At 44.1% G+C, this 24,276-nt stretch carries 22 protein-coding genes; 17 read left to right on the forward strand and 5 right to left on the reverse strand.

All coding sequences use genetic code 11. The annotated features are described in order from the left end of the window. Positions 1 to 23: 23 nt before the first annotated feature. Genes sufD through sufB form a run of 4 tightly spaced genes read left to right on the forward strand, consistent with a single transcriptional unit; the run spans position 24 to position 4,388 of the window. On the forward strand, positions 24 to 1,325 hold the full coding sequence (sufD, locus tag NST25_RS08730; RefSeq protein WP_036684344.1) for a Fe-S cluster assembly protein SufD: 1,302 nt from the start codon (positions 24 to 26) through the stop codon (positions 1,323 to 1,325). Continuing rightward, a complete protein-coding gene (locus NST25_RS08735; RefSeq protein WP_076301338.1) occupies positions 1,322 to 2,548 on the forward strand; it encodes a cysteine desulfurase in 1,227 nt (408 codons plus the stop codon). The genes sufD and NST25_RS08735 overlap by 4 nt, the downstream gene beginning before the upstream one ends. Then, the gene (gene sufU, locus NST25_RS08740; RefSeq protein WP_340393803.1) at positions 2,535 to 2,966 is read left to right on the forward strand and encodes a Fe-S cluster assembly sulfur transfer protein SufU; all 432 of its coding nucleotides are present in this window, start codon (positions 2,535 to 2,537) and stop codon (positions 2,964 to 2,966) included. The genes NST25_RS08735 and sufU overlap by 14 nt, the downstream gene beginning before the upstream one ends. A 24-nt stretch (positions 2,967 to 2,990) precedes the next feature. Next, the gene (sufB, locus tag NST25_RS08745) at positions 2,991 to 4,388 is read left to right on the forward strand and encodes a Fe-S cluster assembly protein SufB (RefSeq protein ID WP_036684335.1); all 1,398 of its coding nucleotides are present in this window, start codon (positions 2,991 to 2,993) and stop codon (positions 4,386 to 4,388) included. Positions 4,389 to 4,533: 145 nt separating this feature from the next. Here sufB and NST25_RS08750 read toward each other — a convergent pair whose 3' ends face one another. Both NST25_RS08750 and NST25_RS08755 read right to left on the reverse strand, forming a co-directional pair. Beyond that, positions 4,534 to 4,974: a hypothetical protein gene (locus tag NST25_RS08750; protein WP_076191066.1), complete on the reverse strand. Its 441-nt coding sequence runs from the start codon at positions 4,972 to 4,974 to the stop codon at positions 4,534 to 4,536. 168 nt (positions 4,975 to 5,142) lie between these two features. Continuing rightward, the gene (locus tag NST25_RS08755; RefSeq protein ID WP_340034204.1) at positions 5,143 to 5,688 is read right to left on the reverse strand and encodes a hypothetical protein; all 546 of its coding nucleotides are present in this window, start codon (positions 5,686 to 5,688) and stop codon (positions 5,143 to 5,145) included. 452 nt (positions 5,689 to 6,140) lie between these two features. Between NST25_RS08755 and NST25_RS08760 the strand changes: the two genes are divergently transcribed. The 3 genes from NST25_RS08760 to NST25_RS08770 all read left to right on the forward strand — a co-directional run bounded on the left by NST25_RS08760 (position 6,141) and on the right by NST25_RS08770 (position 10,275). Then, positions 6,141 to 7,901 carry an ABC transporter ATP-binding protein gene (locus tag NST25_RS08760; RefSeq protein WP_036684103.1) on the forward strand — a complete coding sequence of 587 codons (1,761 nt, stop codon included), beginning with the start codon at positions 6,141 to 6,143 and terminating at the stop codon, positions 7,899 to 7,901. A gap of 26 nt (positions 7,902 to 7,927) precedes the next feature. Beyond that, positions 7,928 to 9,766 (forward strand): ABC transporter ATP-binding protein, encoded by a 1,839-nt coding sequence (locus tag NST25_RS08765; protein WP_172628886.1) that lies wholly within the window; start codon positions 7,928 to 7,930, stop codon positions 9,764 to 9,766. A gap of 140 nt (positions 9,767 to 9,906) precedes the next feature. Further along, positions 9,907 to 10,275: a hypothetical protein gene (locus NST25_RS08770; RefSeq protein WP_340393805.1), complete on the forward strand. Its 369-nt coding sequence runs from the start codon at positions 9,907 to 9,909 to the stop codon at positions 10,273 to 10,275. 26 nt (positions 10,276 to 10,301) lie between these two features. Here NST25_RS08770 and NST25_RS08775 read toward each other — a convergent pair whose 3' ends face one another. The 3 genes from NST25_RS08775 to NST25_RS08785 all read right to left on the reverse strand — a co-directional run bounded on the left by NST25_RS08775 (position 10,302) and on the right by NST25_RS08785 (position 13,022). Next, positions 10,302 to 10,550: a hypothetical protein gene (locus NST25_RS08775; protein ID WP_076309107.1), complete on the reverse strand. Its 249-nt coding sequence runs from the start codon at positions 10,548 to 10,550 to the stop codon at positions 10,302 to 10,304. Positions 10,551 to 11,190: 640 nt separating this feature from the next. Continuing rightward, positions 11,191 to 12,231: an HD-GYP domain-containing protein gene (locus NST25_RS08780; RefSeq protein WP_076219643.1), complete on the reverse strand. Its 1,041-nt coding sequence runs from the start codon at positions 12,229 to 12,231 to the stop codon at positions 11,191 to 11,193. Positions 12,232 to 12,308: 77 nt separating this feature from the next. Continuing rightward, entirely contained in the window at positions 12,309 to 13,022 is a 714-nt protein-coding gene (locus NST25_RS08785; RefSeq protein ID WP_340393807.1) for a molybdenum cofactor biosynthesis protein MoaE, read from the reverse strand. A 137-nt stretch (positions 13,023 to 13,159) separates the two neighbouring features. Here NST25_RS08785 and NST25_RS08790 point away from each other — a divergent pair, with 137 nt between their 5' ends. The 10 genes from NST25_RS08790 (at position 13,160) to NST25_RS08835 (ending at position 24,232) form a co-directional block, all read left to right on the forward strand. Beyond that, on the forward strand, positions 13,160 to 14,599 hold the full coding sequence (locus NST25_RS08790) for a bifunctional UDP-sugar hydrolase/5'-nucleotidase (protein ID WP_340393809.1): 1,440 nt from the start codon (positions 13,160 to 13,162) through the stop codon (positions 14,597 to 14,599). 73 nt (positions 14,600 to 14,672) lie between these two features. Continuing rightward, entirely contained in the window at positions 14,673 to 15,500 is an 828-nt protein-coding gene (locus NST25_RS08795) for an undecaprenyl-diphosphate phosphatase (protein ID WP_076124791.1), read from the forward strand. Positions 15,501 to 15,644: 144 nt separating this feature from the next. Continuing rightward, positions 15,645 to 16,757, forward strand: a complete 1,113-nt coding sequence (locus tag NST25_RS08800) for an HD-GYP domain-containing protein (RefSeq protein ID WP_076187093.1) — start codon at positions 15,645 to 15,647, stop codon at positions 16,755 to 16,757. A 221-nt stretch (positions 16,758 to 16,978) separates the two neighbouring features. Beyond that, on the forward strand, positions 16,979 to 18,115 hold the full coding sequence (gene yfkAB / locus NST25_RS08805; RefSeq protein ID WP_076124796.1) for a radical SAM/CxCxxxxC motif protein YfkAB: 1,137 nt from the start codon (positions 16,979 to 16,981) through the stop codon (positions 18,113 to 18,115). A 20-nt stretch (positions 18,116 to 18,135) separates the two neighbouring features. Next, the gene (locus NST25_RS08810) at positions 18,136 to 19,494 is read left to right on the forward strand and encodes a hemolysin family protein (protein WP_076125129.1); all 1,359 of its coding nucleotides are present in this window, start codon (positions 18,136 to 18,138) and stop codon (positions 19,492 to 19,494) included. Positions 19,495 to 19,658: 164 nt separating this feature from the next. Continuing rightward, on the forward strand, positions 19,659 to 20,339 hold the full coding sequence (locus NST25_RS08815; protein WP_340012181.1) for a response regulator transcription factor: 681 nt from the start codon (positions 19,659 to 19,661) through the stop codon (positions 20,337 to 20,339). Beyond that, positions 20,336 to 22,090 carry a HAMP domain-containing sensor histidine kinase gene (locus NST25_RS08820; protein WP_076187097.1) on the forward strand — a complete coding sequence of 585 codons (1,755 nt, stop codon included), beginning with the start codon at positions 20,336 to 20,338 and terminating at the stop codon, positions 22,088 to 22,090. Before NST25_RS08815 ends, NST25_RS08820 begins: the two co-directional genes overlap by 4 nt. Positions 22,091 to 22,132: 42 nt before the next feature. After that, complete coding sequence (gene pssA / locus NST25_RS08825) at positions 22,133 to 22,657, forward strand: CDP-diacylglycerol--serine O-phosphatidyltransferase (RefSeq protein ID WP_076301334.1); 525 nt, start codon at positions 22,133 to 22,135, stop codon at positions 22,655 to 22,657. A gap of 7 nt (positions 22,658 to 22,664) precedes the next feature. Further along, a complete protein-coding gene (locus tag NST25_RS08830; RefSeq protein WP_340012183.1) occupies positions 22,665 to 23,159 on the forward strand; it encodes a DedA family protein in 495 nt (164 codons plus the stop codon). A 47-nt stretch (positions 23,160 to 23,206) separates the two neighbouring features. After that, on the forward strand, positions 23,207 to 24,232 hold the full coding sequence (locus NST25_RS08835) for an AI-2E family transporter (RefSeq protein ID WP_340012184.1): 1,026 nt from the start codon (positions 23,207 to 23,209) through the stop codon (positions 24,230 to 24,232). Positions 24,233 to 24,276 lie beyond the last annotated feature (44 nt).

The following is a 24,276-nucleotide window of genomic DNA, read 5'->3' on the forward strand; positions in this document are numbered from 1 at the left end:
ACGCCAGGAAGGAGGAGACCACTATGACGACACAGACCATTCTTCCGGTGGATGCCGAACGCTTGAGCGAATTATCGCACAGCAGCGGCGAACCGGGTTGGCTGAAAGAAAGCCGCTTGAAGGCACTAGAATTGGCAGCTACTCTGACACTGCCTAAATTAGAGAAGACACGGATTGATCGTTGGAATGTCAATAATTATGGTAGCTATAAAGCAAGTGAACCTTTTGCTTCGCTAAGTGATGCACCTGCATCTATTTCTTCCTTGATCAAGGATCAGGAGGAAGGCAGCCTGATTATTCAACGCAACTCTGGTGCAGTATATACACGTATCGCTCCTGAGCTTGCAGAACAGGGTGTTATTTTTACAGATCTACAGACAGCTGTTAAAGAACACGGAGATTTGGTTCAACGTTACTTGCATAAAGCCATTCAGCCAGACGAACATTCTATCGCAGCGCTTCATGCTGCATTGTGGAATGGTGGAGTATTCCTCTATGTTCCTAAGAATGTTGTTATTGAAACTCCGCTTCAAGCAGTGCTGTTAACGGATGATGCGGAAGCGACTTTTGTTCCACACATTCTGGTCGTAGCTGATACTAACAGTTCCGTAACCTATGTAGACAACTACGTATCGGATAAAGAAGAAGCTGGACTACACAATGGTGCGGTAGAGGTATTCGTGGGCGCTGGCGCTAAAGTTCGTTATGCTACAGTGCATCAGCTTGGTGTAGATACTACAGATGTAACTTATCGCCGGGCTGTTGTTGAGAATGACGGAGTCATCGAATGGATCGTTGGTGAGATGAACTACGGAGATACTGCGAGTGATACCAAGTCTGTGCTTAAAGGCAACGGTTCTAGCTCCGATGCTAAAGTAATTGCAGTAGGTACGGGATCACAGAAACTTAATTACACCACTCAAGCTCAGCATTTTGGCAAAAGCACACCAAGTGACATGATCACTCGTGCAGTTATGCGTGATTCTGCTACTTCTATCATCAACGGAATCACCAAGATTGAGAAAGGTGCTACTAGAGCGGACGGCCAGCAAACGGAAAAAGTATTGATGCTGAGTCCAAAAGCCCGTGGTGACGCCAATCCGATCCTGCTTATTGATGAAGATGATGTTACAGCCGGCCATGCCGCTTCCGTAGGACAGGTCAATCACGAGCAAGTCTTTTACCTAATGTCCCGCGGAATTACACGGCATGATGCAGAGACTCTGATCATCTACGGCTTCTTGGCTCCTGTTGTGTCACAAATTCCACTGGAGGGACTGCGCAATCAGCTCCAATCTCTTGTGGAAAGGAAGTTAGTGCAATGATTAGCAACGCCATCCGGGAGCAATTTCCCATACTGAACCAAAATGTGAACGGACATCCACTGGTCTATCTGGACAGTGCTGCTACTTCACAGAAGCCTCGGAAAGTAATTGAGGCGGTCAAGTCGTATTATGAGTGGGATAACGCCAACGTACACCGTGGCGTCCATACTTTAGGCAGCCGAGCAACCGATGCCTACGAGGGAGCCCGGGAGAAGCTAGCTAAGTTTATTAACGCCCGCAGCACTAAAGAAATTATCTTTACACGCGGAACAACTACAGCCTTAAATCTTGTGGCCTCTTCTTACGGACCCTCTGCTGTGGGTGAAGGCGACGAAATCGTCATCACCTTAATGGAGCATCATAGTAATCTGATTCCATGGCAGCAGCTCGCTAAGAAGACCGGTGCTACATTAAAATATATACCGTTGCAACCTGATGGAACGGTTACGTTGGAAGCTGCCGAGCAGACGATTACGGATAAAACCAAAATCGTTGCTATCGCTTATGTATCCAACGTTATGGGAGTAACTCATCCTATTAAAGAGCTTGCGGCTATTGCTCATCGTCATGGTGCAGTAATTGTCGTAGATGGTGCACAAAGCACACCACATATGAAGGTCGATGTGCAGGATCTGGATTGTGATTTCTATGCACTATCTGGTCATAAAATGCTCGCACCAACCGGAATTGGCGCTTTGTATGGCAAGAGAGCACTTCTCGAAGCCATGGAGCCCGTCGAATTCGGTGGCGAGATGATCGATGATGTGGGTCTTTATGAATCCACATGGAAAGAACTGCCTTGGAAGTTTGAAGGCGGTACGCCGATCATAGCTGGTGCTGTTGGTCTAGGTGCAGCCATTGATTTCTTACAAGAAATCGGTTTGGATGAGATACACCGCCATGAGAAAGCTCTTGCAGCGTATGCAGAGCAACGTCTGTCAGAGATCGAGGGTCTGAACATTTATGGTCCTCGAAATCGTGAAGTCGGCGTTGTCACCTTTAATCTGGGTGACGTTCACCCGCATGATGTCGCTACAGTGCTAGATGCGGAAGGCATTGCCATCCGCGCCGGGCATCACTGCTGTCAGCCGCTGATGCGCTGGCTGGAAGCCAGCTCTACAGCACGTGCAAGCTTTTATCTGTATAATAACGAGCATGATGTAGATCGACTGGTGGACGCTTTAATCAAGACAAAGGAGTACTTCAGCTATGAACTTGGATGACTTATACAGACGCGTAATTATGGATCATTATAAAAGTCCTCGAAATCGCGGTTCATTTGAAGATGATGCTCTAAAAATTGAACTGAATAACCCAACCTGTGGTGACCGGATTACTCTTCAGCTTAAGGTAGTGGATGGAATCGTAAAGGATGCCCGTTATAATGGTGAAGGCTGTTCGATCAGTATGTCATCGGCTTCGATGATGACTGAGGCGATCAAAGGACAAACGGTTGAACGTGCGCTTGAACTGGCTGATAACTTCTCCTTACTGATGAAGGGTGAAGACGTGGATTTTGGAGATTACGAAGACATTGAAGCCCTTTCGGGTGTGAATAAATTCCCTGCGCGGATCAAATGCGCAACACTGGCTTGGAACGCACTTCGTAAAGGAATTGACGAAGAAGAGCAACATAAATAACAGTAGAACAAGGAGGCTGACACCATGGCTAAGAAAGCGCCTGATATGGAAGAATACCAGTACGGGTTCCGTGATGAGCATAAATCGATATTCCAGTCTGGTAAAGGTTTGACGGCCGAAATTGTTAAAGAAATTTCAGCAATCAAAAATGAACCACAGTGGATGCTTGACTTCCGCTTGAAATCTTTGGAGCAGTTCCGTAAAATGCCAATGCCAACATGGGGCGGCAATATGGATGATTTGGACTTCGAGGATATTCAATACTATGTAAGACCTTCAGAGAAGCAAGGGAAGACTTGGGAAGAAGTTCCTTCCGAAATCAAAGAAACCTTTGATAAGCTGGGGATTCCGGAAGCGGAACAGAAGTTCCTCGCCGGCGTTTCGGCACAATATGAATCTGAGGTAGTCTATCACAGCATGCAGAAGAGCCTTGAAGATCAAGGGGTTATTTTTACAGATACCGACACTGCATTGCGTGAGCACCCAGAGCTTCTGAAAAAATATTTCGGGACGATCATCCCTCCAACCGATAATAAGTTTGCCGCACTTAACAGTGCAGTTTGGTCAGGCGGCAGCTTCATCTATGTTCCTAAAGGTGTGAAATGTGAAGTTCCTTTGCAGGCTTACTTCCGTATTAACTCTGAGAACATGGGACAATTCGAACGTACTTTGATCCTTGCTGATGAAGACAGCTTCGTGCACTACGTAGAAGGATGTACTGCTCCAATCTATAGCACGAACTCTCTGCACAGTGCGGTTGTTGAAATCTTGTGTATGAAGAACGCTCGCGTTCGTTATACCACAATCCAGAACTGGGCTCCAAACATCTACAACCTCGTTACGAAACGTGCGGTTGCAGAAGAGAATGCTACTATGGAATGGGTCGATGGTAACATCGGTTCCAAGCTGACCATGAAATACCCTGCGGTTGTTCTTAAAGGCCGTGGTGCTAAAGGTTCAGTACTATCCATCGCGGTAGCAGGTAAAGACCAGCATCAGGATGCGGGTGCCAAGATGATCCATTTGGCTCCAGATACAACATCCACCATTGTATCGAAATCCATCAGTAAACATGGCGGTAAAGTAACTTACCGTGGTCTAGCTTCCTTCGGCCGTCAAGCAGAAGGTGCGAAATCGAACATTAAATGTGATACGCTGATTTTGGATAATGAGTCCACTTCGGATACTATTCCTTACAATGAAATCATGAACGATAACATCGTTCTTGAGCATGAAGCAACCGTGTCTAAAGTTTCTGAGGAGCAACTGTTCTACCTGATGAGCCGTGGCCTCACAGAAGCAGAAGCGACTCAAATGATCATCATGGGCTTCATCGAGCCGTTCACAAAAGAACTGCCGATGGAATATGCGGTCGAAATGAACCGTCTGATCAAGTTCGAGATGGAAGGTTCTATCGGTTAATAAGAGCGCTTATGAATGGAGGCTTGTCCTCCCAACGCTTATATTTCTTCAAAGCATCCGTAGATATTTTTCTACGGATGCTTTTTTATTGGCACAATTGAAAAAATCCCCGAATGCTCCGGGGACACACCTTTAATATTTTTTATTATCCATTTCCGGCAACGGCAATTCCACTGAAGGATCTGGCTCCCAGAGATGCCGTTCTAATCGCTGATGCTACAATGGTGTATTGGATCTGGCCGGTAAGCACATCGGTTGAAGGCGGATAGTCGACAGCGGTGATTCCAACCATTTCATATTGGGTCGTTGTATTATTAATGTTTCCGGGGTAGGTTGTACTAAAAATTAATATATTATTGCGGTAAATACTAAAAGTAACATCATTCTGAACTATAATGCTGACATCAACACTAAGTCTGGCAAAAGCATTCAATGTGACTCTCACTAAGCCTGCATTTGCAGGTGTAACATTTACTGTCTGAAGTCCAATGTCACCGAAAATTGCACTTGAACGAACTAAATTAAGACTTTGTGCATCCATAGTGCTGCCCTGTGAAATTCGCATATCAAGAAACTGTATACTCATCCTATTCACCTAACCTCTCATTGTAGATTTTATATTTTATGAGAGAAAAAATAGAATGGTGTGTAAGATACAAACAGATAGCGGGTTGATTATATGAAACGCTGCTAAAACCCAATTATAAACAGAACCCCCGCCAATCACTTGGCGGGGGTTTTTATATGGTATAGGCTACTGTTTTGCCAGATCATTCACTTCTTTACTAAAAGCCTCTGAATATTGATTAAATTTACCTGCATCAAGTTTTAAGCTGTTATCGTTTGCTTTTGGAGGTGTCTCCTGGATCTGTTTATATAAAAGATCAATTTCTGGGGAAAGCTTGGCCCATATTTTTTTTATAGAATCATACTTAATATCTAACTCGTTCATATATGTATCGTATTCTTTTTTCTCTTCCATGGCTTTGCCAAGCTGTTCGATCGTAAAGTCAATGTCCATGCTCGCTCCTGTACTGCTTGTACCACTTCTAGTGTATGAGATAACATCTACAAACCCCACATTCCAAATGTCAGCAATAACAAAATTGCTTATTTCTCTTAGCATTTTTTCAGGTGAGGGTGCTGTATCAGTTTTTGAGGAGATTTCCCCGAAATTAAACAAGTTTTTAGATTCGTTGATCGCAGTGTTTGCGTCCGTAGGGTTAATGTTATTTGTATTGCTACACCCTGAAAGAAGGATAATGGCGATAATACAAGATAAAACAAGCTGCTTTTTCAATATAGTTCCCCTCCATAATATAAGTAAAAAGTGTTGTATTACTATATTACGGTAAATTGTGGTAAAAGTTTTACATCTGACGCAAATTTAAGACGGCGAAAAAGTGAACTCTTCGTATCCCGGAATAAATTCCAATAATTATGCAAAAAACCGAATAAAGGTCCTCCTAATATTACACGATGATTACAATAATCATGTAGATTCTTAATTCATCAGGATTAAGGAGGAAACACGAGCATTTTAAGATAACGAGGGTCCTTTATATCATGTAGATGCTGCTTTTTTCCGAAATAACCGCAAAAACGCGCAATTCTCCCCTTTGCCGCATTAAATTATGGATGATACACTGCTTAAAGTCACTAAATTGTAAGCGCTAAAAAAAGCTAGCTTACGATGTAACATTTGTTTTATACAAAAAATTGCTTACTAAGTAAGCCTTAAGGAGGAGAGATATGGATGTTCTCAGGCAACTGCGCGGTTATTATCGGGAGAAGCTGCATTTTCTGATTCTTTCGATTATATGTTTGGCCGCTGCAACTGCAGTGGGGCTGATTACCCCCAATTTGTTAAGAAAGCTGATCGATGATGTTATTGTGCCACTTAAGTTTACAGAGGTGCCAGTGCTCGCATTGAGCGTGTTAGCTGTAGTAATAGTAAAAGCATGCCTGCAGTTTGCACATGGATTTTTTGGAGGACGGCTAGGTAACTTTCTTGCATACCGGCTGCGTAATGCTTGTTATGAGAAGCTGCAATTCCTATCTTTCCGTTATTATGATACCGCGAAAACGGGAGATTTGATGTCCCGGCTAACCGGAGATTTGGAAGCGATTCGTAACTTTATCGGTTTCGGTTTTGCTCAGTTGCTGAATGTCTTTTTTATGGTCATTTTTGGTTCGATTATGATGTTCTCACTCAATTGGCAGCTTACTCTAGTAACTTTGATTACGATGCCAATCCTGGCGTTTATTGCGCTAAAATTCGAGTCTAAGATTCACCCGGCCTTTCAAGAGATGCGTCTTGCACTCAGTTCTCTGACAACGGCTGTACAGGAGAATATCACGGGTGTGCGCACCGTCAAATCATTTGCGAGAGAGGCTCATGAAGTAGAGAAATTCTCACACCGCAACGAACGTTATAAGAATAACCAGATTTTTGCCGCTGAGCTCTGGAGTAAGTTTTTTCCGGCGATGGAGTTTTTAGCATCGATCAGTGCAGCTATTCTGCTTGGAGTAGGTGGAACGTTAGTTATTAAGGGGAAAATGTCACTAGGCGAACTGGTTGCTTTTTTCAGCTTAATTTGGTACATCATTGGACCGATTTGGGGTCTTGGATTCCATATTAATAACTATACACAGTCCAAAGCATCGGGAGAACGTGTATTGGAAGTACTTAATCAGAATATTGATGTGAAGGATAAAGAGAACGCCCGTGAACTGGTACCTTCTGAGGTTAAGGGAGATGTAGCGTTTAATCACGTCACATTTGCTTATGGGAACAAAATGCCTGCGGTTACAGACATTGATTTTGAGGCCAAATCTGGTGCGGTTATAGGGTTCCTTGGAGGTACGGGCTCTGGTAAATCGACCATTACACAGCTGATGATGCGTGCTTATGACGTTAATGAAGGCAGCATCACACTGGATGGGATGGACATCAGAGAATACAATGTTCGCAGCTTGCGTTCACAGATCGCGACGGTCTTTCAGGAGACCTTCCTGTTCTCCTCCTCAATTCGCAACAACATCTCCTATGGGTTGAAGAATGTAAGCATGGAAGAAATTATCCGAGCTGCACAACTTGCCAAAGCCCATGATTTCATCATGGAGATGGAAGACGGTTATGACACTGTGGTGGGTGAGCGCGGAATGGGTCTTTCCGGTGGACAAAAGCAACGGATTGCCATCGCTAGAGCGCTGCTTAAGAATCCGCGGATTCTTATCCTCGATGATGCGACCAGTGCAGTCGATATGGAGACGGAGCACGAGATTCAAGCCGGATTCCAAGAGGTCATGAAGGGGCGCACTACACTTATTATTGCCCATCGGATCTCCTCCTTGCGCCATGCGGATCAGATTATCGTCATGAACGAAGGTCATGTGCAGCAGCGTGGTACCCATAAAGAGCTAATTGAAGTGCCGGGTCCTTATCAGGATGTATACCGGATACAGTATGCTGATTATCTGGCCAGAGCGACCGGAAGAGGGGAGGAGTGAGGCATATGAAACTTGAAGCCAAACCAATGACCGCTACGGGAGCAAAAAATAAAGCAGCCGAGCAGCAAGAGCTGGATGAACGTTTTGTATACAAAGATGATGATGTCATCGATAAGGCTTTTGACTGGAAGCAATTCACCAGACTGTTCGGGTACATGAAGCCTTATGCAAAGCAGATGCTTCCATTGGTGTCCATCATGATGATTCTGGGAACCATCACGAAGTTGACCGTCCCGTTCCTAACAAGTTTAGCCATTGACCGTGCAATTGCGCCAAAGGTAGGGAATCCCAGCTTATCACTGCTTTATTCGCTTACAGCAGGGGTAATCGTCTTATATCTGATTCAATGGATTGCGGGAGTGTACCGGATTAAATACACGAACATCATAGGCCAAAGAGTGATTTATGATTTGCGCTCAGATTTGTTCAAGCATATTCAGAAGCTCTCCTTTAACTTCTTTGATAAACGTCCGGCAGGCTCGGTATTAGTACGGGTAACCAATGATATCAACTCTCTGCAGGATCTGTTCACAAACGGGGTTGTCAATCTGATGATTGACTGCGTGCAGCTTATGGGGATTACCATTATTCTGCTAGTGATTAACTGGAAGCTAGGTCTTGCAGTAATGGTTACGGTTCCGATTATGTTCTTTGTTTCAACTAAGCTGCGCCAAAAGATTCGGATCGCTTGGCAGGATGTGCGGATGAAGAACTCCAGAATTAATTCTCATTTAAATGAATCGATTCAGGGAATCAGAGTCACACAAGCCTACACCCAAGAACAAGAAAACATGAATTATTTCGATGTTATGAATACCGACAGCAAAAAATCCTGGAACAAAGCCTCTGCGATGAACCAGGCGTTCGGTCCGATTATTGAGGTCACAGGTGGTTTTGGAACAATGATCCTCTTTTGGCTGGGGGCTTATCTGATCCAATCTGGAGAACTCACAGTAGGTATGCTGGTAGCATTCAGTTCTTATGTCAGCAATTTCTGGGACCCGATTAATCGCCTTGGGCAGATGTACAATCAGCTGCTTGTGGCAATGGCTTCCTCGGAACGGATCTTTGAATATTTGGATGAGCAACCGGCGGTGCAAGATAATCCTGGTGCTAAGCCAATGGGAACGATTCGTGGGGATATTAACTTTGAAAAGGTCATTTTTGAATATGAAAAAGGCCGGGCTGCACTAAAAGGTATTGATCTGGATGTTCAAGCAGGACAGTCGATCGCGCTCGTAGGTCATACAGGTTCTGGTAAAAGTACGATCATTAACCTGATTGGCCGGTTCTATGATATTAAGAGCGGCCGAATCACGATAGACGGTGAAGATATCCGCGGGGTTACGTTAGACAGCCTGCGAAGGCAGATCGGAATCGTACTGCAAGATACCTTTATTTTCTCGGGAACGATTCGGGATAATATCCGTTTTGGCCGTCTGGAGGCTACAGATGAAGAAGTGGAAAATGCCGCAAAAGCCGTGGATGCCCATGACTTTATTATGAAACTGCCCGGAGGGTATGAGACTGAGGTGGAAGAGCGCGGTAGCGCATTGTCGATGGGACAACGTCAGCTGCTCTCCTTCGCCCGGGCGCTTTTGGCAAATCCGCGGATACTAATCCTGGATGAGGCAACTGCCAGCATTGATACGGAGACGGAGCTGAAGATCCAGGAGGCACTCAAAATCCTGCTTCAAGGCCGAACCTCCTTTATCGTAGCGCACAGACTCTCTACCATCCGTCATGCGGATAAAATAGTCGTCCTGGATCATGGAGAGATTAAAGAAGAAGGAAACCATCATGAGTTGACATCCCGTGATGGGGTATACAACGGTCTGATCGAAGCGCAATTCCGCTTCCTATAGACCGACAGAACAGAACACAACAGAACACAACAGAACAACAGCTCATTCCAGTTGCTTAGGCAAATGCGGGGTGGGCTGTTTTTTATAGGGATATAGTGATTAAGGTGGCCGGGGCTTGGTGGATCAGAGTAGAGTAAAATATGGCAGAGGTATTACGGGACAAGGCAACCGAAGAACGGAAGAACGGAAGAACGGCAGAACGGCAGAACGGCAGAACGGCAGAACGGCAGAACGGCAGAACGGCAGAACAGCAGAATGGCAGAACAGCAGAATGGCAGAATGGCAGAACGGAAGAATGGAAGAACAGCAGAACGGCAGAACAGCAGGACGGCAGAATGGCAGAACGGAAGAATGGAAGAACAGCAGAACGGAAGCACGGAAGCACGGAAGCACGGAAGAACGGAAGAATGGAAGATTGGAAGAACGGTAGAACGGTAGAACGGCAGAATGTCAGAACGGAAGAACAGCAGAACAGCAGAATGGAAGAACAGCAGAACGGCAGAAAATAATATAGCAGGGTAATATTTCTATTCAGTTACTTTGGGCGTTTGGATACCCTGCCCGTCACATGCAGCTCAAACATTTGTGCACAAATATCTTGATGCCATTGTAGATCAGCTGTCTGTTCCGCTAATAGGATTTCATTTTGTAATCGGGCCATCTCATAGCAGTAGGTAGCGTTAATTTGCAGGCACTGCTGTTGCTCCGTTTCCTCAGCAGCAGTAAGCTGCCGTCTACGGCTCAGGGTGAACAACTCGGCAAGGCGTTCATGGACAGGAAGCATGCTTTTTTCCTCCTATAGCAATTTAAAACCACATATTAGTCTCGCCATTAGAAGAGGAATTCAAACGTTACGTCAGATAATTAAATTGAGGGGCATTACTATGTTGAGGGTAGGAGGAACTATCTTCGAAGTCAGAAGGAAACAATAGAGGTGAGAGAGGTGAGAGAGGTGAAAATCGAGGAATGTTTAGGAGTAATCTGGAAACCAATCTTTAGTTGCAGTTTGTACAATAGAAACCATCATTCTCGTTATAAAAATACTGTTAATTGCACTTTGTGCAGCTATTTTCGAGAAATGTGCTTATAAAGAGCATTTTCCTTAATTCTAGTTGCACAAAGTACAACTAAATCAGAATTTGGCTTGCTAGACGTGGATTTAGTTGCACAAAGTACAACTAAATCAGAAGTCAGCCTGGTAGACGTGGATTCTGTTGCACAAAATATAACAAAATCAGAAATCGGCTCGCTAGACATGGATTCTGTTGCACAAAGTACAACTAAATCAGAATTCATCCTGGTAGACATGGGTTCTGTTGCACAAAGTACAACTAAAAAATCCCCCGTAGTTAAACCGGGGGATTTAGTGTACAAACAGCAGCTCTGAACCTTCTGCTAAGCAACGCAGGACCTCAAGTAACGCCCTAGTCCATGTAGATTTCCACAATCGTAACGTTACGTTCGCGGGCTAGATCGACAAATAATCCATCGATCTTTACCAGCGGACGGAAAATATCAACTGGATTGTTCATGATAATCACACCTGTATCCCCCGTGTTCAGTAACACACGCTTGCCGATAAAGTTGGGCATTAAATGTTGTATAAAGGCTTGAACCGTTCTGCCGTTCAGCTTACCAAAGCTGAGGTCATTTAGTTCACGTAGGACAGAAATAAGCTCTTGCTTGGACTGATAGACGCGTTTAGAAGTCATCGCACTATAGATGTCAGCTACAGCAGCAATTTGCGCATAAGGATGAATCTCGGATTTGGTTAGCTTATTAGGATAGCCAGAGCCGTCCTCACGTTCATGATGCTGTAGGGCTGCCAAAGCTGTATGTGAGTCATCCATCGAATTGCGGATAATTTCGTAGCCGTACTTAGTATGTAGTTTAACTTCTTCGAATTCTTCCGCGGTTAATTTTCCAGGCTTATTTAATAGAGCAGGTGAGATTCTACATTTTCCAATATCAATTAAATATCCAGCTCGTCCAATCTCATAGCATTCTTGTTTGGAATACCCAAGCCAGATTGCAATATAATAAGAGAGCATACCTACCTGCAAAGAGTGGTTGTAGGTATAATTATCTTCGCGATCGAGCAGAAGCAGCAGGGAGACTACATCCTTTTGCTTGTCCAACGATTGAAGCGAAGGCTGAAGAATGTCGTTAACCACGGATTGGTTAAAGCTTCCTTTTAATAGTGCTTCCATATAAAGATTCTCAAAGCCGTCAATCATGGTATCAAAACTAGTGGTCACCGTCTGAATAATTGAAGGTCTGCTTAATGGGGCAGGTTCTTCCACTAACGTCTGGATATCAACATAATCAACTCCATGCTGCATCAGCTTGGCGATATCATCTATCTGGAGCAGCGATCCCTTTGGTAATACATGCAGACCTCTTGAACTATAAGCGTCTGAGTTGAGGTGATTACCAGGTTTTAGATCCGAGACGTGTACTCTCAATGCCTATGCCACCTTTTATCCGATTTTATCCAGAATATCAACAAAGTGCAGATTTTTCAATGAAAAAGGAGTGAAGATTAATTGTGGAGGGAATCGGCAGCCTTTTGTTCAGAGCCTACCCAGTGCTGGCCTGATTCATTGATGTCTTTTTTCCAGATAGGGACGGTCTGTTTCAGCAGTTCAATGGCCAGACGACTAGCCTCGTAACAGGTATCGCGATGAGGGGTGGAGACAGCAATGATAACGCTTGCTTCCTTAAGACCAACAAGCCCAATGCGGTGGGAAATCGCGCAGCGTGCATTCCAGCGATTCTGTACCTCATCACCAATTTCTTTCAGCTTATTTAAGGCCATAGGAATATAGGCTTCATAGTCTAATGCTGTTGTGCGTGTTTCTCCGGTCATTTCGCGTGTAGTTCCTACAAATAATAGGGATGCTCCATGATTGGCATCGAGGACGGCATCCAGAAGCTTCTCAGCATTTAATGGCAGATCCGTTATGCTATAGAGGCCGTCAGGAGTGCTCTCATATAAAGAACCATTCTCTCCCCCGGAAACGGGAGGGATTAATGCAACTTCGGCAGACTCGGTGATGAGGGCTTCATCAGGTGCATATTCCCGGTCAATAGCGACCAAAGAAGTTCCAATTAGGGATGCTGCATCCGGATAAGAGGTTGAAAGGAGTTCTTTTAACTTCCCAGCGGTTAAGGGATTCTCCGTCGCATGAAAGGTCAGAGAAGATGAACCGATAATCTCAGCCAAACCCGCGAACAGGCGGATTGTGATATGCATACTTATTCACCTCTGAAATATGTTGTAATGTCTACAATATACCATAATGAGCCTGAAAATGTTATGCTAGGCTCTATAAGATCATGCATCGGCTGCTTCATTAAAGAGCGGCTCAACAGGTAGGAGGAATGTTGCTAATGGGGCATGTGCCGCAAAGACTGACCATACTTCATACCAATGATATACATAGCCATTTCGAAATGGTGAGTCCATTGGCAGCAGAAATCGGGAGACAAAGAGCTGCAGCGGGAGAAGCGCCTGTGCTGCTGCTGGATATTGGCGATCATATGGATCGTGCAGCCGTCGAGACAGAAGGAACTATGGGTCAGGCTAACATTGATGTACTTAATTTAACAGGATATGATGCTGTAACCATCGGTAATAATGAGGGGTTAACATTCTCACAGGAGATGTTATCCTCTATTTTCTCCGGGTTACAGTGTCCAGTGGTATGCTGTAATTTTGTGGAGACTGCAACAGGGGAACCTCCCCACTGGATGAAGCGTCATGCCATCTTGGAGAAGGACGGAATCAGAATAGGAGTGACTGGAGCGACAGCGGCATTTACTTCGTTTTATTCCTTGCTGGGCTGGGATGCTCTGGATCCCGAGACAACCCTTCGGGAACAATGCCTTCTTCTAGCTCCTCAGGTGGACATTCTAATCATCCTTTCTCATTTGGGGCTTCCCGCAGATCGAATTCTGGCAGAGCGGCTGGAAGGTGTGCATGCTATTCTAGGTGGACATACACATCATATGCTGGAAGAACCGCTCATGATTAACGGAACAGCTGTATGTGGAGCCGGGAAATTCGGGCGTTACCTCGGGCGGCTTCAATTTGAGCGGAGAGAGGGACAACCTGGATTTAGCCTGGTGGCGGGTGAATGTATTCCGATTGACCCAGGACTGAAGGAAGAGATTGTAGGTCCTGCCGCTACTATTCATTTGGAGCGTGGTCGTGAGGCTCTTCAGCAGACCGTTGCGATCACAGATCGTGAGCTTCCTTTGAATTTGCAGGGAGAATCCCCTTTCGGCAATCTTTTAGCCCAAGCTGTACGTAGATTTACAGGCACTAGTTTGTCGATAGTTAACACAGGCCAGCTTCTAGGACCTTTGCCTGAAGGGGAGGTTACAGCGGGAATGCTGCACGCCCTATGTCCTTCTCCCATTAACACCTGCGTAATCAAGCTGAAAGGCCTAGATATTCGCATAGCTTTGGAGCAGAGTCTTACTGAAGAATTTTATAATAAGGTGATTTTTGGGTATGGCTTTCGCGGGGATTATCTGGGCAGCTTAGCAGTAGATGGGATAAAAATCTTGTACGATCCGCAGAAGATACCGTATGATAACAATATTGCAGTTTTTGTCGAAGGAAACCCGCTGGAGGATGATAAAGAGTATAATGTTGGTACGCTGGACATGTTTACTTTCCGTGCAGGCTATGAGACGATCGCCAATGGGAAGGATCCTGTATTTTTGCTGCCTCATTTTTTACGCGACCTGCTTGGGATGGAATTGCAGCGTCCGGACAGTCTTGATGAATGCATGCTCACTCGGTGGGAGATCAAGTCTGAGTAAACCTGCAGCTCACAAGATATACTTTTTGATTCCATTTAAACAGTGCTAGATTCCCGAAAAATAGGAGGAGATTATGGACACGATTACAGCTATTATTTTAGCAATTGTCGAAGGGATCACTGAATTTATTCCTGTTTCTTCTACAGGACACATGATCTTGACCTCGAAGCTTCTGGGCTTTGATGAGCAGGATTCGATTATGAAGACTTATGAAATCGTTATTCAGCTAGGGGCAATATTGGCGATTGCGCTTGTTTACCGCGAGCGTGTGCTTAATTTGCTGGGCATTGGGCGTAAGAACTCAGGAAGAGGCGGTGTGATGCCGGCGTCTCGTTTGAACTTAATCCATGTAATACTTGGGATTGCCCCAGCACTAGCTGTGGCATTTTTTGCCCGCGATTTTATAAAAAGTCTCTTTGGAGCCACGACTGTTCTTTGGGCGCTTGTCGCCGGCGGGATTCTAATGATTATCGCAGAATGGGTAAACAGACGCAAAATTAGAATTACAGCGCATGAGCTGGACGATCTTTCTTACGGACAGGCGCTGGCTATCGGGATGTATCAGATTATTTCAGTGCTGTGGCCAGGATTTTCCCGTTCGGGATCTACGATCTCCGGAGGGATGTTAAGTGGGGTTAGTTATAAAGCGTCTGCGGATTTCTCCTTCCTTATAGCCATTCCTATTATGTGTGCGGCTTCCGGATATGAAATGTTGGATTCTTATAAGAACTTCACTAGTGAGACGATTGGCTATTTTGTAATTGGATTTCTGATTTCTTTTGTAGTGGCTTATGTAGTGGTTATTTTGTTTATGAAATTGATTCAAAAGATTAGATTGACGCATTTCGCGATCTACAGATTTATTCTTGCTGCTATATTCTGGTTGTTTATTATGCGTTAATGCCCATAGGCAAAGACCTAGACACACCCGATGTTCTTCATGGTGCACCTGTCTGATCTCTACATAAACGGTATAGACAAAGCGTGTGACCCAAGGATTTCAAAACAGAATAGCATTTTACCGTTAAAGGCAGGAGTGAGCTAAGTGCGTTTAGTATCCGTGAATCAGCTTCAAGCAGGCATGAAATTAGGTAAAAAAATATATAATGATGAAGGTCTAACTCTCCTCGCGGATGGGGTGGAGCTTACTGATGCATTGATCAAAAGGCTTTCAAGAATTGACATCGGTTATATTTACATAGAGGACTCTGTCACGGACGATGTTGAAATTATAGGTATGCTTCAAGATGAGACACGTAATCAGGCACTGAAGGTGATTCGTAATCAGTTTCAGCAAATGACAGGCGCTTCAGGAATAAGTAAGGGATTCTACCATCTGGATAAAAAATTCTCAAAGATCATGGATAGCATCCTGGATGATTTGTCTTTACAAGAAGATCCGATGATCATGCTGCTTGATATGCACACCGCTGATAACTACTTGTACGTCCATTCCCTGAATGTCTGCTTGTACACTTTGGTGCTTGGCATTGCGCATGGGTACAGCAAAGAGGAGCTTCGAGTGATTGGTCTGGGTGCGCTGCTGCATGATATTGGCAAGACCCAAGTCCCGATAAAAATCATTCAAAAACCCGGTAAGCTCAGTGAAGATGAATTTCGCCATATGCAGGCACACACCGAGATCGGGTATCAGATTCTCAAGGAAGAACCGAATATCCCGCTGCTCGCGGCTCATTGTGCGCTTCAGCATCATGAACGCATTGACGGATCCGGATATCCGCGGGGATTAAAAGGGCCTCAAATTCATGAATATGCCAAATGGTTGGGCGTGGCTGATTCCTACGATGCCATGACCTCCAACCGGGTCTACAAAAAGGCTATGCTGCCACATCAAGCCGTTGAGGCGCTTTATGTAGGTTCTGGTACATTGTATGAGCAGAAGCAGCTAGAGTTATTTAGAGATCGTGTGGCTATCTATCCTCTTGGTCTTACGGTGAAGCTCAGTACGGGTGAAAGTGGAGTTGTTGTCAAAATAGACCCAAGTACGCCTCACAGACCGATTGTACGTGTGCTTACAGGGCCTGAAGGAGAGAAAGTCGTACCGTTCGAAAGGGATCTAGGAAAAGCCCTCTCCGTTGTTATCGTTGACGTCGCAGATCAAGGCGATTCTGTGGGAACGCCAAAATATTTATCATAGCAGCGAAGAGAGAAGATTAGGCTTGTCCGCATAACTCGCGGAAGCCTATTTTTCGTCTCGCTGCTATTATTTTTTACAGTGAAAAAGCTTGTAAGGTCAGTCTGAAAGACATCCGAAGTGCAGTTTTTCTGACTAACGTGGTATGATATAGGATAAGACACCGTTCAATCTTCATGATTATGGGTTAATAATAGGAATAAGATTTAAAGGAGCTAGTACAAATGAATGTTTTAAGACCATTAACATCTTCACCGAAGGAGCTGTCGCCAAGCTACGATCCGTGGGATCCCATTACTTCTTTACGTAAGCATGGACGCCATGTGCTAACGAGTGTGGAATTCACAGTAACCAATTTATGTAATATGCGGTGTGAACACTGTGCGGTAGGTGATAGTTTAACCTCTAGAGAAGGGGATATGCTGCCGCTTAAAAATATGTTGGACCGTTTAGATGAAGTAGAGCATCTGGAGACGATTAGTATTACCGGCGGAGAGCCTATGTTCTTGGCTGGAACGGTGGATAATATCATAGTGCCGCTCTTAAAGTATGCCAAAGAGCGGGGGATTAGATCGCAAATTAATTCTAATCTGACGATGCCGTATGCTCGATATGAAAAGCTGCTTCCGTATTTGGACGTTATGCATATTTCTTTTAATTATGTGAACGGAGACGATTTTCATGAAGTTGGTTTTGCCAACAGCGGGCATGCAGTTTCAAAAGAAAGTGCATATCGGTTATATAATGCAATGATTGAGAATTCTCGACGGCTAAGTGAGGATGGTATGCTAATTTCTGCGGAAACTATGATTAATTACCGTACACATACTAAGCTGCCTGAAATTCATAAGTTGATTCTCGATATGGGCGCCAAACGGCATGAGGTACATCCTATGTACAACTCCAGTTTTGCTTCGGCTTTGCCAGTGTTGTCCTTGAATGAAATGCGGACGGCAATCCATAAACTACTGGATACCCGTGATCCGGAGATTTGGATGCTGTTTGGGACCCTTCCGTTTTTTGCTTGCAGCTTCCTGGAAGAAGATCAGAAGCTGATAAGCAGAATGCGCGGCGAGAAGAATGTTACCCTTCGCAATGATCCGGATGGCCGGAACCGAGTGAACGTAAACATGTTTACTGGCGATGTTTTTGTTACAGATTTCGCTGATATCGCAGCCTTTGGCAACATCGAGAACCAAAAGCTGGATGATATATTTATCGATTGGCAGACTAAACACCCGCTGAACCAAAAGGTGAACTGCCACTGCGATGCAGCAGGCTGCTGCGGACCTAATCTGTTAGTGGCTGATATGTATTATCCGGAAGTTGACTTCAAAACTAGAAAAGCGATCAATCTGTAGAAATGAGGCGTTGTTAAGTGGTGCATACGGAATTTGAAGTAGGGAGATTATTGCTTAATCTTTTGCTGGTTCTGGTGCTCGTATTATTGAACGGTATTTTTGTAGCAGCGGAATTTTCATTAGTTAAGGTCAGGCAGTCCCGCCTGACCCAACTTGTCAGTGAAGGTAATAAAATGGCTGGATATGCTCTGAAAGTAAATAAGAGACTGGATTCCTATTTATCCGCCACTCAGTTTGGGATAACACTTGCGTCGCTGGGCTTAGGTTGGGTTGGAGAGCCCGCGATTTCTGAGCTGTTGGTCGAACCTTTAATGTACCAGATGGGGATCACCGATCATACCCTGATTTCTACCGTATCTGTGATTATTGGATTTTCGATCATTACATTTTTACATATTGTACTTGGGGAGCTTGCTCCTAAATCGCTCGCGATTCAAAGAACAGAAGGTTCGGCACTGTTGTTATCTGCACCCCTGATGTTCTTCTATAATGTGTTCATGCCTTTTATCTGGGTGCTGAACGCTTCAGCCAACGCGTTGCTTCGGTTGGTCGGTGTGGAGCCTGCAAATGAAAGTGAAGCAGCACACTCGGAAGAGGAAATACGTATTCTGATGAATCAGAGCGCCAAGAGTGGTGTCATTGACAAAGATGAAATGAAACTAATGGATAATATCTTTGAATTCTCAGATCTGCTTGCACGTGAAGTCATGCTGCCTCGTACAGATATGGATGTGCTTTACAGCAATCTTTCGTTAGAAGAAAATATGAAGATTATTACCGAAACGAGACATTCACGTTATCCGGTTGCTCTGGAAGATAAGGACCGTATTATCGGTTTTATTCATATTACCGACCTGTTGTTTGCACCCCCGGAGCAGCAGAATGATCTTACAACTCTGGTTCGGCCTATCCTTAACGTTCCGGAATCGATGGAGATCAGCCATACTCTTCGTTTTATGCAGAAGAATAAGGCTCAGCTGACGTTAGTTGTCGATGAATATGGCGGCACAGCAGGTTTGCTGACAGCAGAAGAGATTCTGGAAGAAATCGTAGGCGATCTACATGACGAGTTCGAAGATGAGCGTCCAAGTGTGGAACATAACGGGGAGTACATCTCTGTTGAGGGCCGGATGCTGATTGAGGATGTCAACGATCTTACGGGTGTTGTGATTGAAGACGATGAGGTGGATTCCATCGGCGGCTGGTTGTTTAAGGAGCTGGAGGGTAATCCAACCAAAGGAAAACGTGTCAAAGTAGAAGATGTTATTTTTGAAGTCGAGGAATCGACAAGATTGCGTATCACTAGAATTAATATCCACCGGGAACCACGTGTCGAGGACGAAGAAACCTCAGCAGAACTGAATGAGGATAAAGAATAACCTATTAAAAATTATAACGTATTGTTCCGGTTGATCAGGGATATAATGAACTCCTCCTGCAAGAGCTGTATGGCTCATGACAGGGGGAGTTTTTTGTGGACACATAAAGGACATAAGGGTCGTCTATGCTAATGTTTATTAATTGTTTGAAAGCGGGGTCTAGATTGAAAAAGAAACTTCTTCTCGTTGAGGATGAAATTCGTATTCGTGAACTGGTATCTGATTATTTCTTACAGAATGATTGGGAGGTACTTGAAGCGGATAATGGAAAAGATGCATTGGTTTGGTTTGATTCACTGCTGCCGGATCTGCTGATTCTGGATATCATGATGCCTGCTATGAATGGCTTTGAAGTGTGCCGTGAAGTTCGTGAGAAATCAGCGGTACCCATCATTCTGTTAACCGCCAAGTCTACAGATGACGACAAAATCTACGGTTTTGAATTAGGAGCCGATGATTATGTTACAAAACCATTTAGTCCAAAGGTGCTAGTAGCCCGGGCAAATGCACTTATGAAACGGGTTGAAGGCACCCATCAGCCTGAATCTAGCATAATAAGATTTGGTTCCGCGATGTTCAATCCCTTGGCTCATCGGTTGGAGGTAGAAGATGCGGAAGTGGAGCTTACCCCTAAGGAATATGATCTTTTATGGCTTTTAATACGAAATAAAGGGATTGTCATTTCAAGGGATACGATCCTAAGTCGGATCTGGGGAATTGAATTTGAAGGAGATTCCAGAGTTGTGGACAGTCATATCAAAAAGCTGCGAAGTAAATTGGGTTATGAATCACGTTTTATTCGTACGGTAATTGGCACAGGATACATGTTCGAGGAAGAGGCATGAGAAGACGGGGAATTACTTTTAAACTGTTTGTAATGACCGTTATCTTTTTCCTTTGCTTCTATGGCATGGTGATTCTAAGCCAATTGCTGTTGTTTGACAATTTCTATCAGAAGCAAAAAGAGCACCGCGTGGAGAAACACCTTAAGAGCTTTGCGGCAAGATATATAAGCGAGCCATGGGGAAGCACCCGAACCTCTCAGGAGCTTGTCCGGTTTATGCTGCGGAATAAAACACAAATGGTTATTTTGAAGCTGGATGGAAAGATGAATTCAGAAGATCCATTTCATATAAAGCTAATCGATGATGACGGGAAGAGTATGGTTGTTTCTTTATCCCTATTCATGAATCAGTACGGAGATTCACTGAGAGCAGCAAACATTAAAGTAGATGATCAGTTGAGCGTGGAAGGCGAACTTCTGGATGAAGACAGTGCTTCACCCGTTATACTCTACCCCATAAGCATTACAAAAAAAGGGGGTGGAACCATAGGGGAGACGGGAGAGACTGGGACGATTCATGCATCTGGTACTGTTGCAGAAGTTGTACTGCCTGATTTAAAAATATGGAATCCCCGCCAGGGAATATTGTTTGAGGCTCTTGAGGAATGGTTTCCTTTGACACCAGCGCAGATAGAAGACTTTAAAAATTTGAAAATACAGAAGCAGGACTGGGTTGCTCCCTGGAGTGGGAGTCGCAATTCTGTGGTTATTCTGCCCCTGAAGCAAAGTAACGGAGAAATTGAATTACTATTCACAGTCACTTCATTACAGGAAGTTAAGGATTCGAACGATGCCTTACGTTGGTTCTTTTTATATCTGGGAATGGGTGGCTTTGTCCTGATTCTGGTGCTTTCTCTCTTTTTCTCGAAAATGGTAACGCGTCCGCTAATTAAGTTAAACAAGATAGCAAAACGGATGGTTTCTCTGGACTTTACAGGGGACACATCGATTCGGCAGAAGGATGAGCTAGGCAGCCTTTCTAACAGCATGTTCACCTTATCACTAAGTCTGGACTCTGCTTTAGGGGAGTTAAGAGAGGCCAATCAGCAGCTAGTTGAGGATATGGAGCAGAAGCAAAGAATGGAGATCATGCAGCAGGACTTTTTTGCCAACGCCTCCCATGAATTGAAGACACCCCTCAGTATTATCAAAGGGTTTGCTGAAGGTTTGGAAGACGGCGTTAGTGCCGGCAAGCAGGATCACTACATTAAGGTGATTATTGAGGAAGCCGATAAAATGGAGTTTCTTGTTAAAAATATGCTAGATCTAGCGCGGTTGGAGTCGGGCACGATTAAACTACGGAAATCTTCCTTTATGTTAAGTGAACTGACGGAAAAGGTGACAGACAAGCTGGTCCACTTGCTGAGTGAAAAACATTTGGAGGTCATCATTATTCCTGCGAATGAATTACCGGTCTATGCGGATGTGAACTGGATCGAACAAGTTATGCTAAATTTTATGACCAATGCTATCAGGCATGCGGAAGAAAGAAGTTCTATCACTGTCAATATTGAGAGTCATGCCCAGACTATTGTATTCACTATTCAAAATATAGGAGAATCAATCCCTGAAGATCAGCTGGAGCAGATCTGGGAACGGTTCTATCGGTCGGAGCCATCCCGCAGTCGAATGACAGGCGGTACGGGTCTGGGGCTTTCCATTGCAAAGCGAATACTAGATATGCACGCTTGTCTTTATACAGTGAAAAATACGGAGAACGGTGTCAGCTTTACTGTGACCTTTGAAGGTTAAACCGAATCAACAGAAATACTGCTATGAAAGGGGTGAAATTGTATGAAATTGAACTGGTTGCCTTCAACGTGCACACTCGGAAACTTGGGACTAGGATCACTATCCTTGTATTTTACGATTCAAGAACGATATAGCCTAGCTTTATTAATGATATTGCTCGCGGCAATATGCGATGTACTGGATGGATTACTGGCAAGAATATTGCAATGTACTAGTGAATTCGGTAAACAATTGGACTCATTGGCGGATATTATATCATTTGGTTTAGCGCCTACCTTCCTTATCTTGTTGTATAGGTTAGAAGATGCCGACTGGATTGGACCTGCAGCTGCAGTTTTCTTTTTGATCTGTGGCGCACTTCGTTTGGCCAGATTTAATCTGTCGGCGCCTTCCAAAGGGTTCGTGGGGATGCCCATTACTGCTGCTGGAGTCATTCTGTCGATGATTTCTTTACTAGATGAACGGATGAAACCAGGACTGGTCATCGGATTAATGGCATTGCTGTCCGTAATGATGATCAGCCGTATCCCATTTCCGTCCCTTAAAAAATCCTTCAACAGGAAGTGATACACCCATGCCTTGGATTATAGAGTTCATTTCACAATACGGATATTTAGCCATATTTGGCCTTATGGCACTTGGGATTATCGGACTTCCTGTGCCTGATGAGGTGTTAATGCTGTTTGTAGGCTATTTATCCTCCGTTATGGTTTTGGATTTTTCTCTTTCTGTATTGGTTTGTTTTATGGGATCTATCACAGGAATGCTTATCAGCTATACCATTGGTCTAAGGCTAGGGCAACCTGTGGTAGCAAAATTCGGCAAGTGGGTTGGCCTTACTCCCAAGCGTTTTGCCAGTATGAAAAGATGGTTTTTGCGGTTCGGAAACTGGGCGATTTTCATTGCTTATTTTATTCCAGGTCTGAGGCATGTATCGAGCTATATCTCTGGAATCAGTGCTATGTCTTTCAAAAAATATATACTCATAACGACTGCAGGAGCGCTAACCTGGTCACTTCTTTTTGTTTCCATCGGCTTTTTTATGGGGGCTAAGCTTTCCTTTTTATAGCCATTGAAGTTTAACATTATTAATCGCAATTGAATGGAGCAAGATCAATGAATGTATTCAAGCGATTCTACGCAAATAGTACTACCAGACGCTTTTTTATTCTCGCACTTATCGGGTTGCTGCTGTACATGGTTCGAGGGATGCTTAATCTGGTGTTGCTGACGTTTCTGATTGCTTTTGTCATGAACAGCTTTCAGATTGTGCTCAGTAAACGAATTGGTAAATTCATGAAGGTTAACAGTAAGGTGATTATTGTCATTTTATACCTTGCTTTAATCGCATTGATTGTACTGGCCCTTGCAAGATATCTTCCTAAAGTATTGGAGCAGATTAAGCAATTAGCTATCTTCCTCACCAATCTCAAATCAGAGGATCTTCCGCAGAACAAGATTACATTATATTTGTATGATATTCTCAGGGACCTTAACTATCAGTCCTATATCAAAAGAGGCATCGATTATGTGCTGCAGGTTAGCAACTGGGGTGCAACTTTCGTTCTATCAACCATTTTAAGCTTTGTGTTTATTCTGGAGAAGAACCGGGTCGTCAGTTTCACTTCTAGGATGAGAGAGAGCAGGATTGCCTGGTTTTATATAGATCTGGAGTATTTCAGCCGAAAATTCATCGTTTCCTTTGGAAAAGTAATTGAAGCGCAAATTCTCATTGCCATGTTCAATACCTGTCTTACTGTTATTGGCTTGTGGCTGCTTAACTTCCCGTATTTATTTGCCCTAGCGATTTTGATTTTTCTGCTCAGTCTCATTCCGGTGGTTGGTTTTTTGATTTCGCTCATTCCGCTTTTAATAATTGGTTACAACATCGGCGGTCTGATAACAGTTACATATGTGCTGGCGATTATTGCGGTGTTGCATTTTATCGAAGGCTATTTCTTGAATCCTAAGTTGATGTCCACAAAAATGAATTTGCCGATGTTTTTCACCTTTAGCGTGTTGTTGTTCTCTGAGCATTATATGGGTGTCTGGGGACTTATTCTTGGTATTCCTATCTTTGTATTTATGTTGGATATCCTTGAGATTACCCACGAAGATTCGTTCAAAAGAGCGAAGCCCTAAGCTGAATACTAAAAAACCCAAGTTATAAGCTGTTTTCGGTACTT

Origin of the sequence: Paenibacillus sp. FSL E2-0190, from assembly GCF_037992965.1 — a bacterium.
Lineage (GTDB): Bacteria > Bacillota > Bacilli > Paenibacillales > Paenibacillaceae > Paenibacillus_AQ > Paenibacillus_AQ odorifer.

Coding starts and splice junctions, on each gene's coding strand:
- sufD (WP_036684344.1), top strand. CDS start 24: ATGACGACACAGACCATTCTTCCGGTGGATGCCGAACGCTTGAGCGAA.
- NST25_RS08735 (WP_076301338.1), top strand. CDS start 1,322: ATGATTAGCAACGCCATCCGGGAGCAATTTCCCATACTGAACCAAAAT.
- sufU (WP_340393803.1), top strand. CDS start 2,535: ATGAACTTGGATGACTTATACAGACGCGTAATTATGGATCATTATAAA.
- sufB (WP_036684335.1), top strand. CDS start 2,991: ATGGCTAAGAAAGCGCCTGATATGGAAGAATACCAGTACGGGTTCCGT.
- NST25_RS08750 (WP_076191066.1), bottom strand. CDS start 4,974: ATGAGTATACAGTTTCTTGATATGCGAATTTCACAGGGCAGCACTATG.
- NST25_RS08760 (WP_036684103.1), top strand. CDS start 6,141: ATGGATGTTCTCAGGCAACTGCGCGGTTATTATCGGGAGAAGCTGCAT.
- NST25_RS08765 (WP_172628886.1), top strand. CDS start 7,928: ATGACCGCTACGGGAGCAAAAAATAAAGCAGCCGAGCAGCAAGAGCTG.
- NST25_RS08770 (WP_340393805.1), top strand. CDS start 9,907: ATGGCAGAGGTATTACGGGACAAGGCAACCGAAGAACGGAAGAACGGA.
- NST25_RS08775 (WP_076309107.1), bottom strand. CDS start 10,550: ATGCTTCCTGTCCATGAACGCCTTGCCGAGTTGTTCACCCTGAGCCGT.
- NST25_RS08785 (WP_340393807.1), bottom strand. CDS start 13,022: ATGCATATCACAATCCGCCTGTTCGCGGGTTTGGCTGAGATTATCGGT.
- NST25_RS08790 (WP_340393809.1), top strand. CDS start 13,160: ATGGGGCATGTGCCGCAAAGACTGACCATACTTCATACCAATGATATA.
- NST25_RS08795 (WP_076124791.1), top strand. CDS start 14,673: ATGGACACGATTACAGCTATTATTTTAGCAATTGTCGAAGGGATCACT.
- yfkAB (WP_076124796.1), top strand. CDS start 16,979: ATGAATGTTTTAAGACCATTAACATCTTCACCGAAGGAGCTGTCGCCA.
- NST25_RS08820 (WP_076187097.1), top strand. CDS start 20,336: ATGAGAAGACGGGGAATTACTTTTAAACTGTTTGTAATGACCGTTATC.
- pssA (WP_076301334.1), top strand. CDS start 22,133: ATGAAATTGAACTGGTTGCCTTCAACGTGCACACTCGGAAACTTGGGA.
- NST25_RS08830 (WP_340012183.1), top strand. CDS start 22,665: ATGCCTTGGATTATAGAGTTCATTTCACAATACGGATATTTAGCCATA.
- NST25_RS08835 (WP_340012184.1), top strand. CDS start 23,207: ATGAATGTATTCAAGCGATTCTACGCAAATAGTACTACCAGACGCTTT.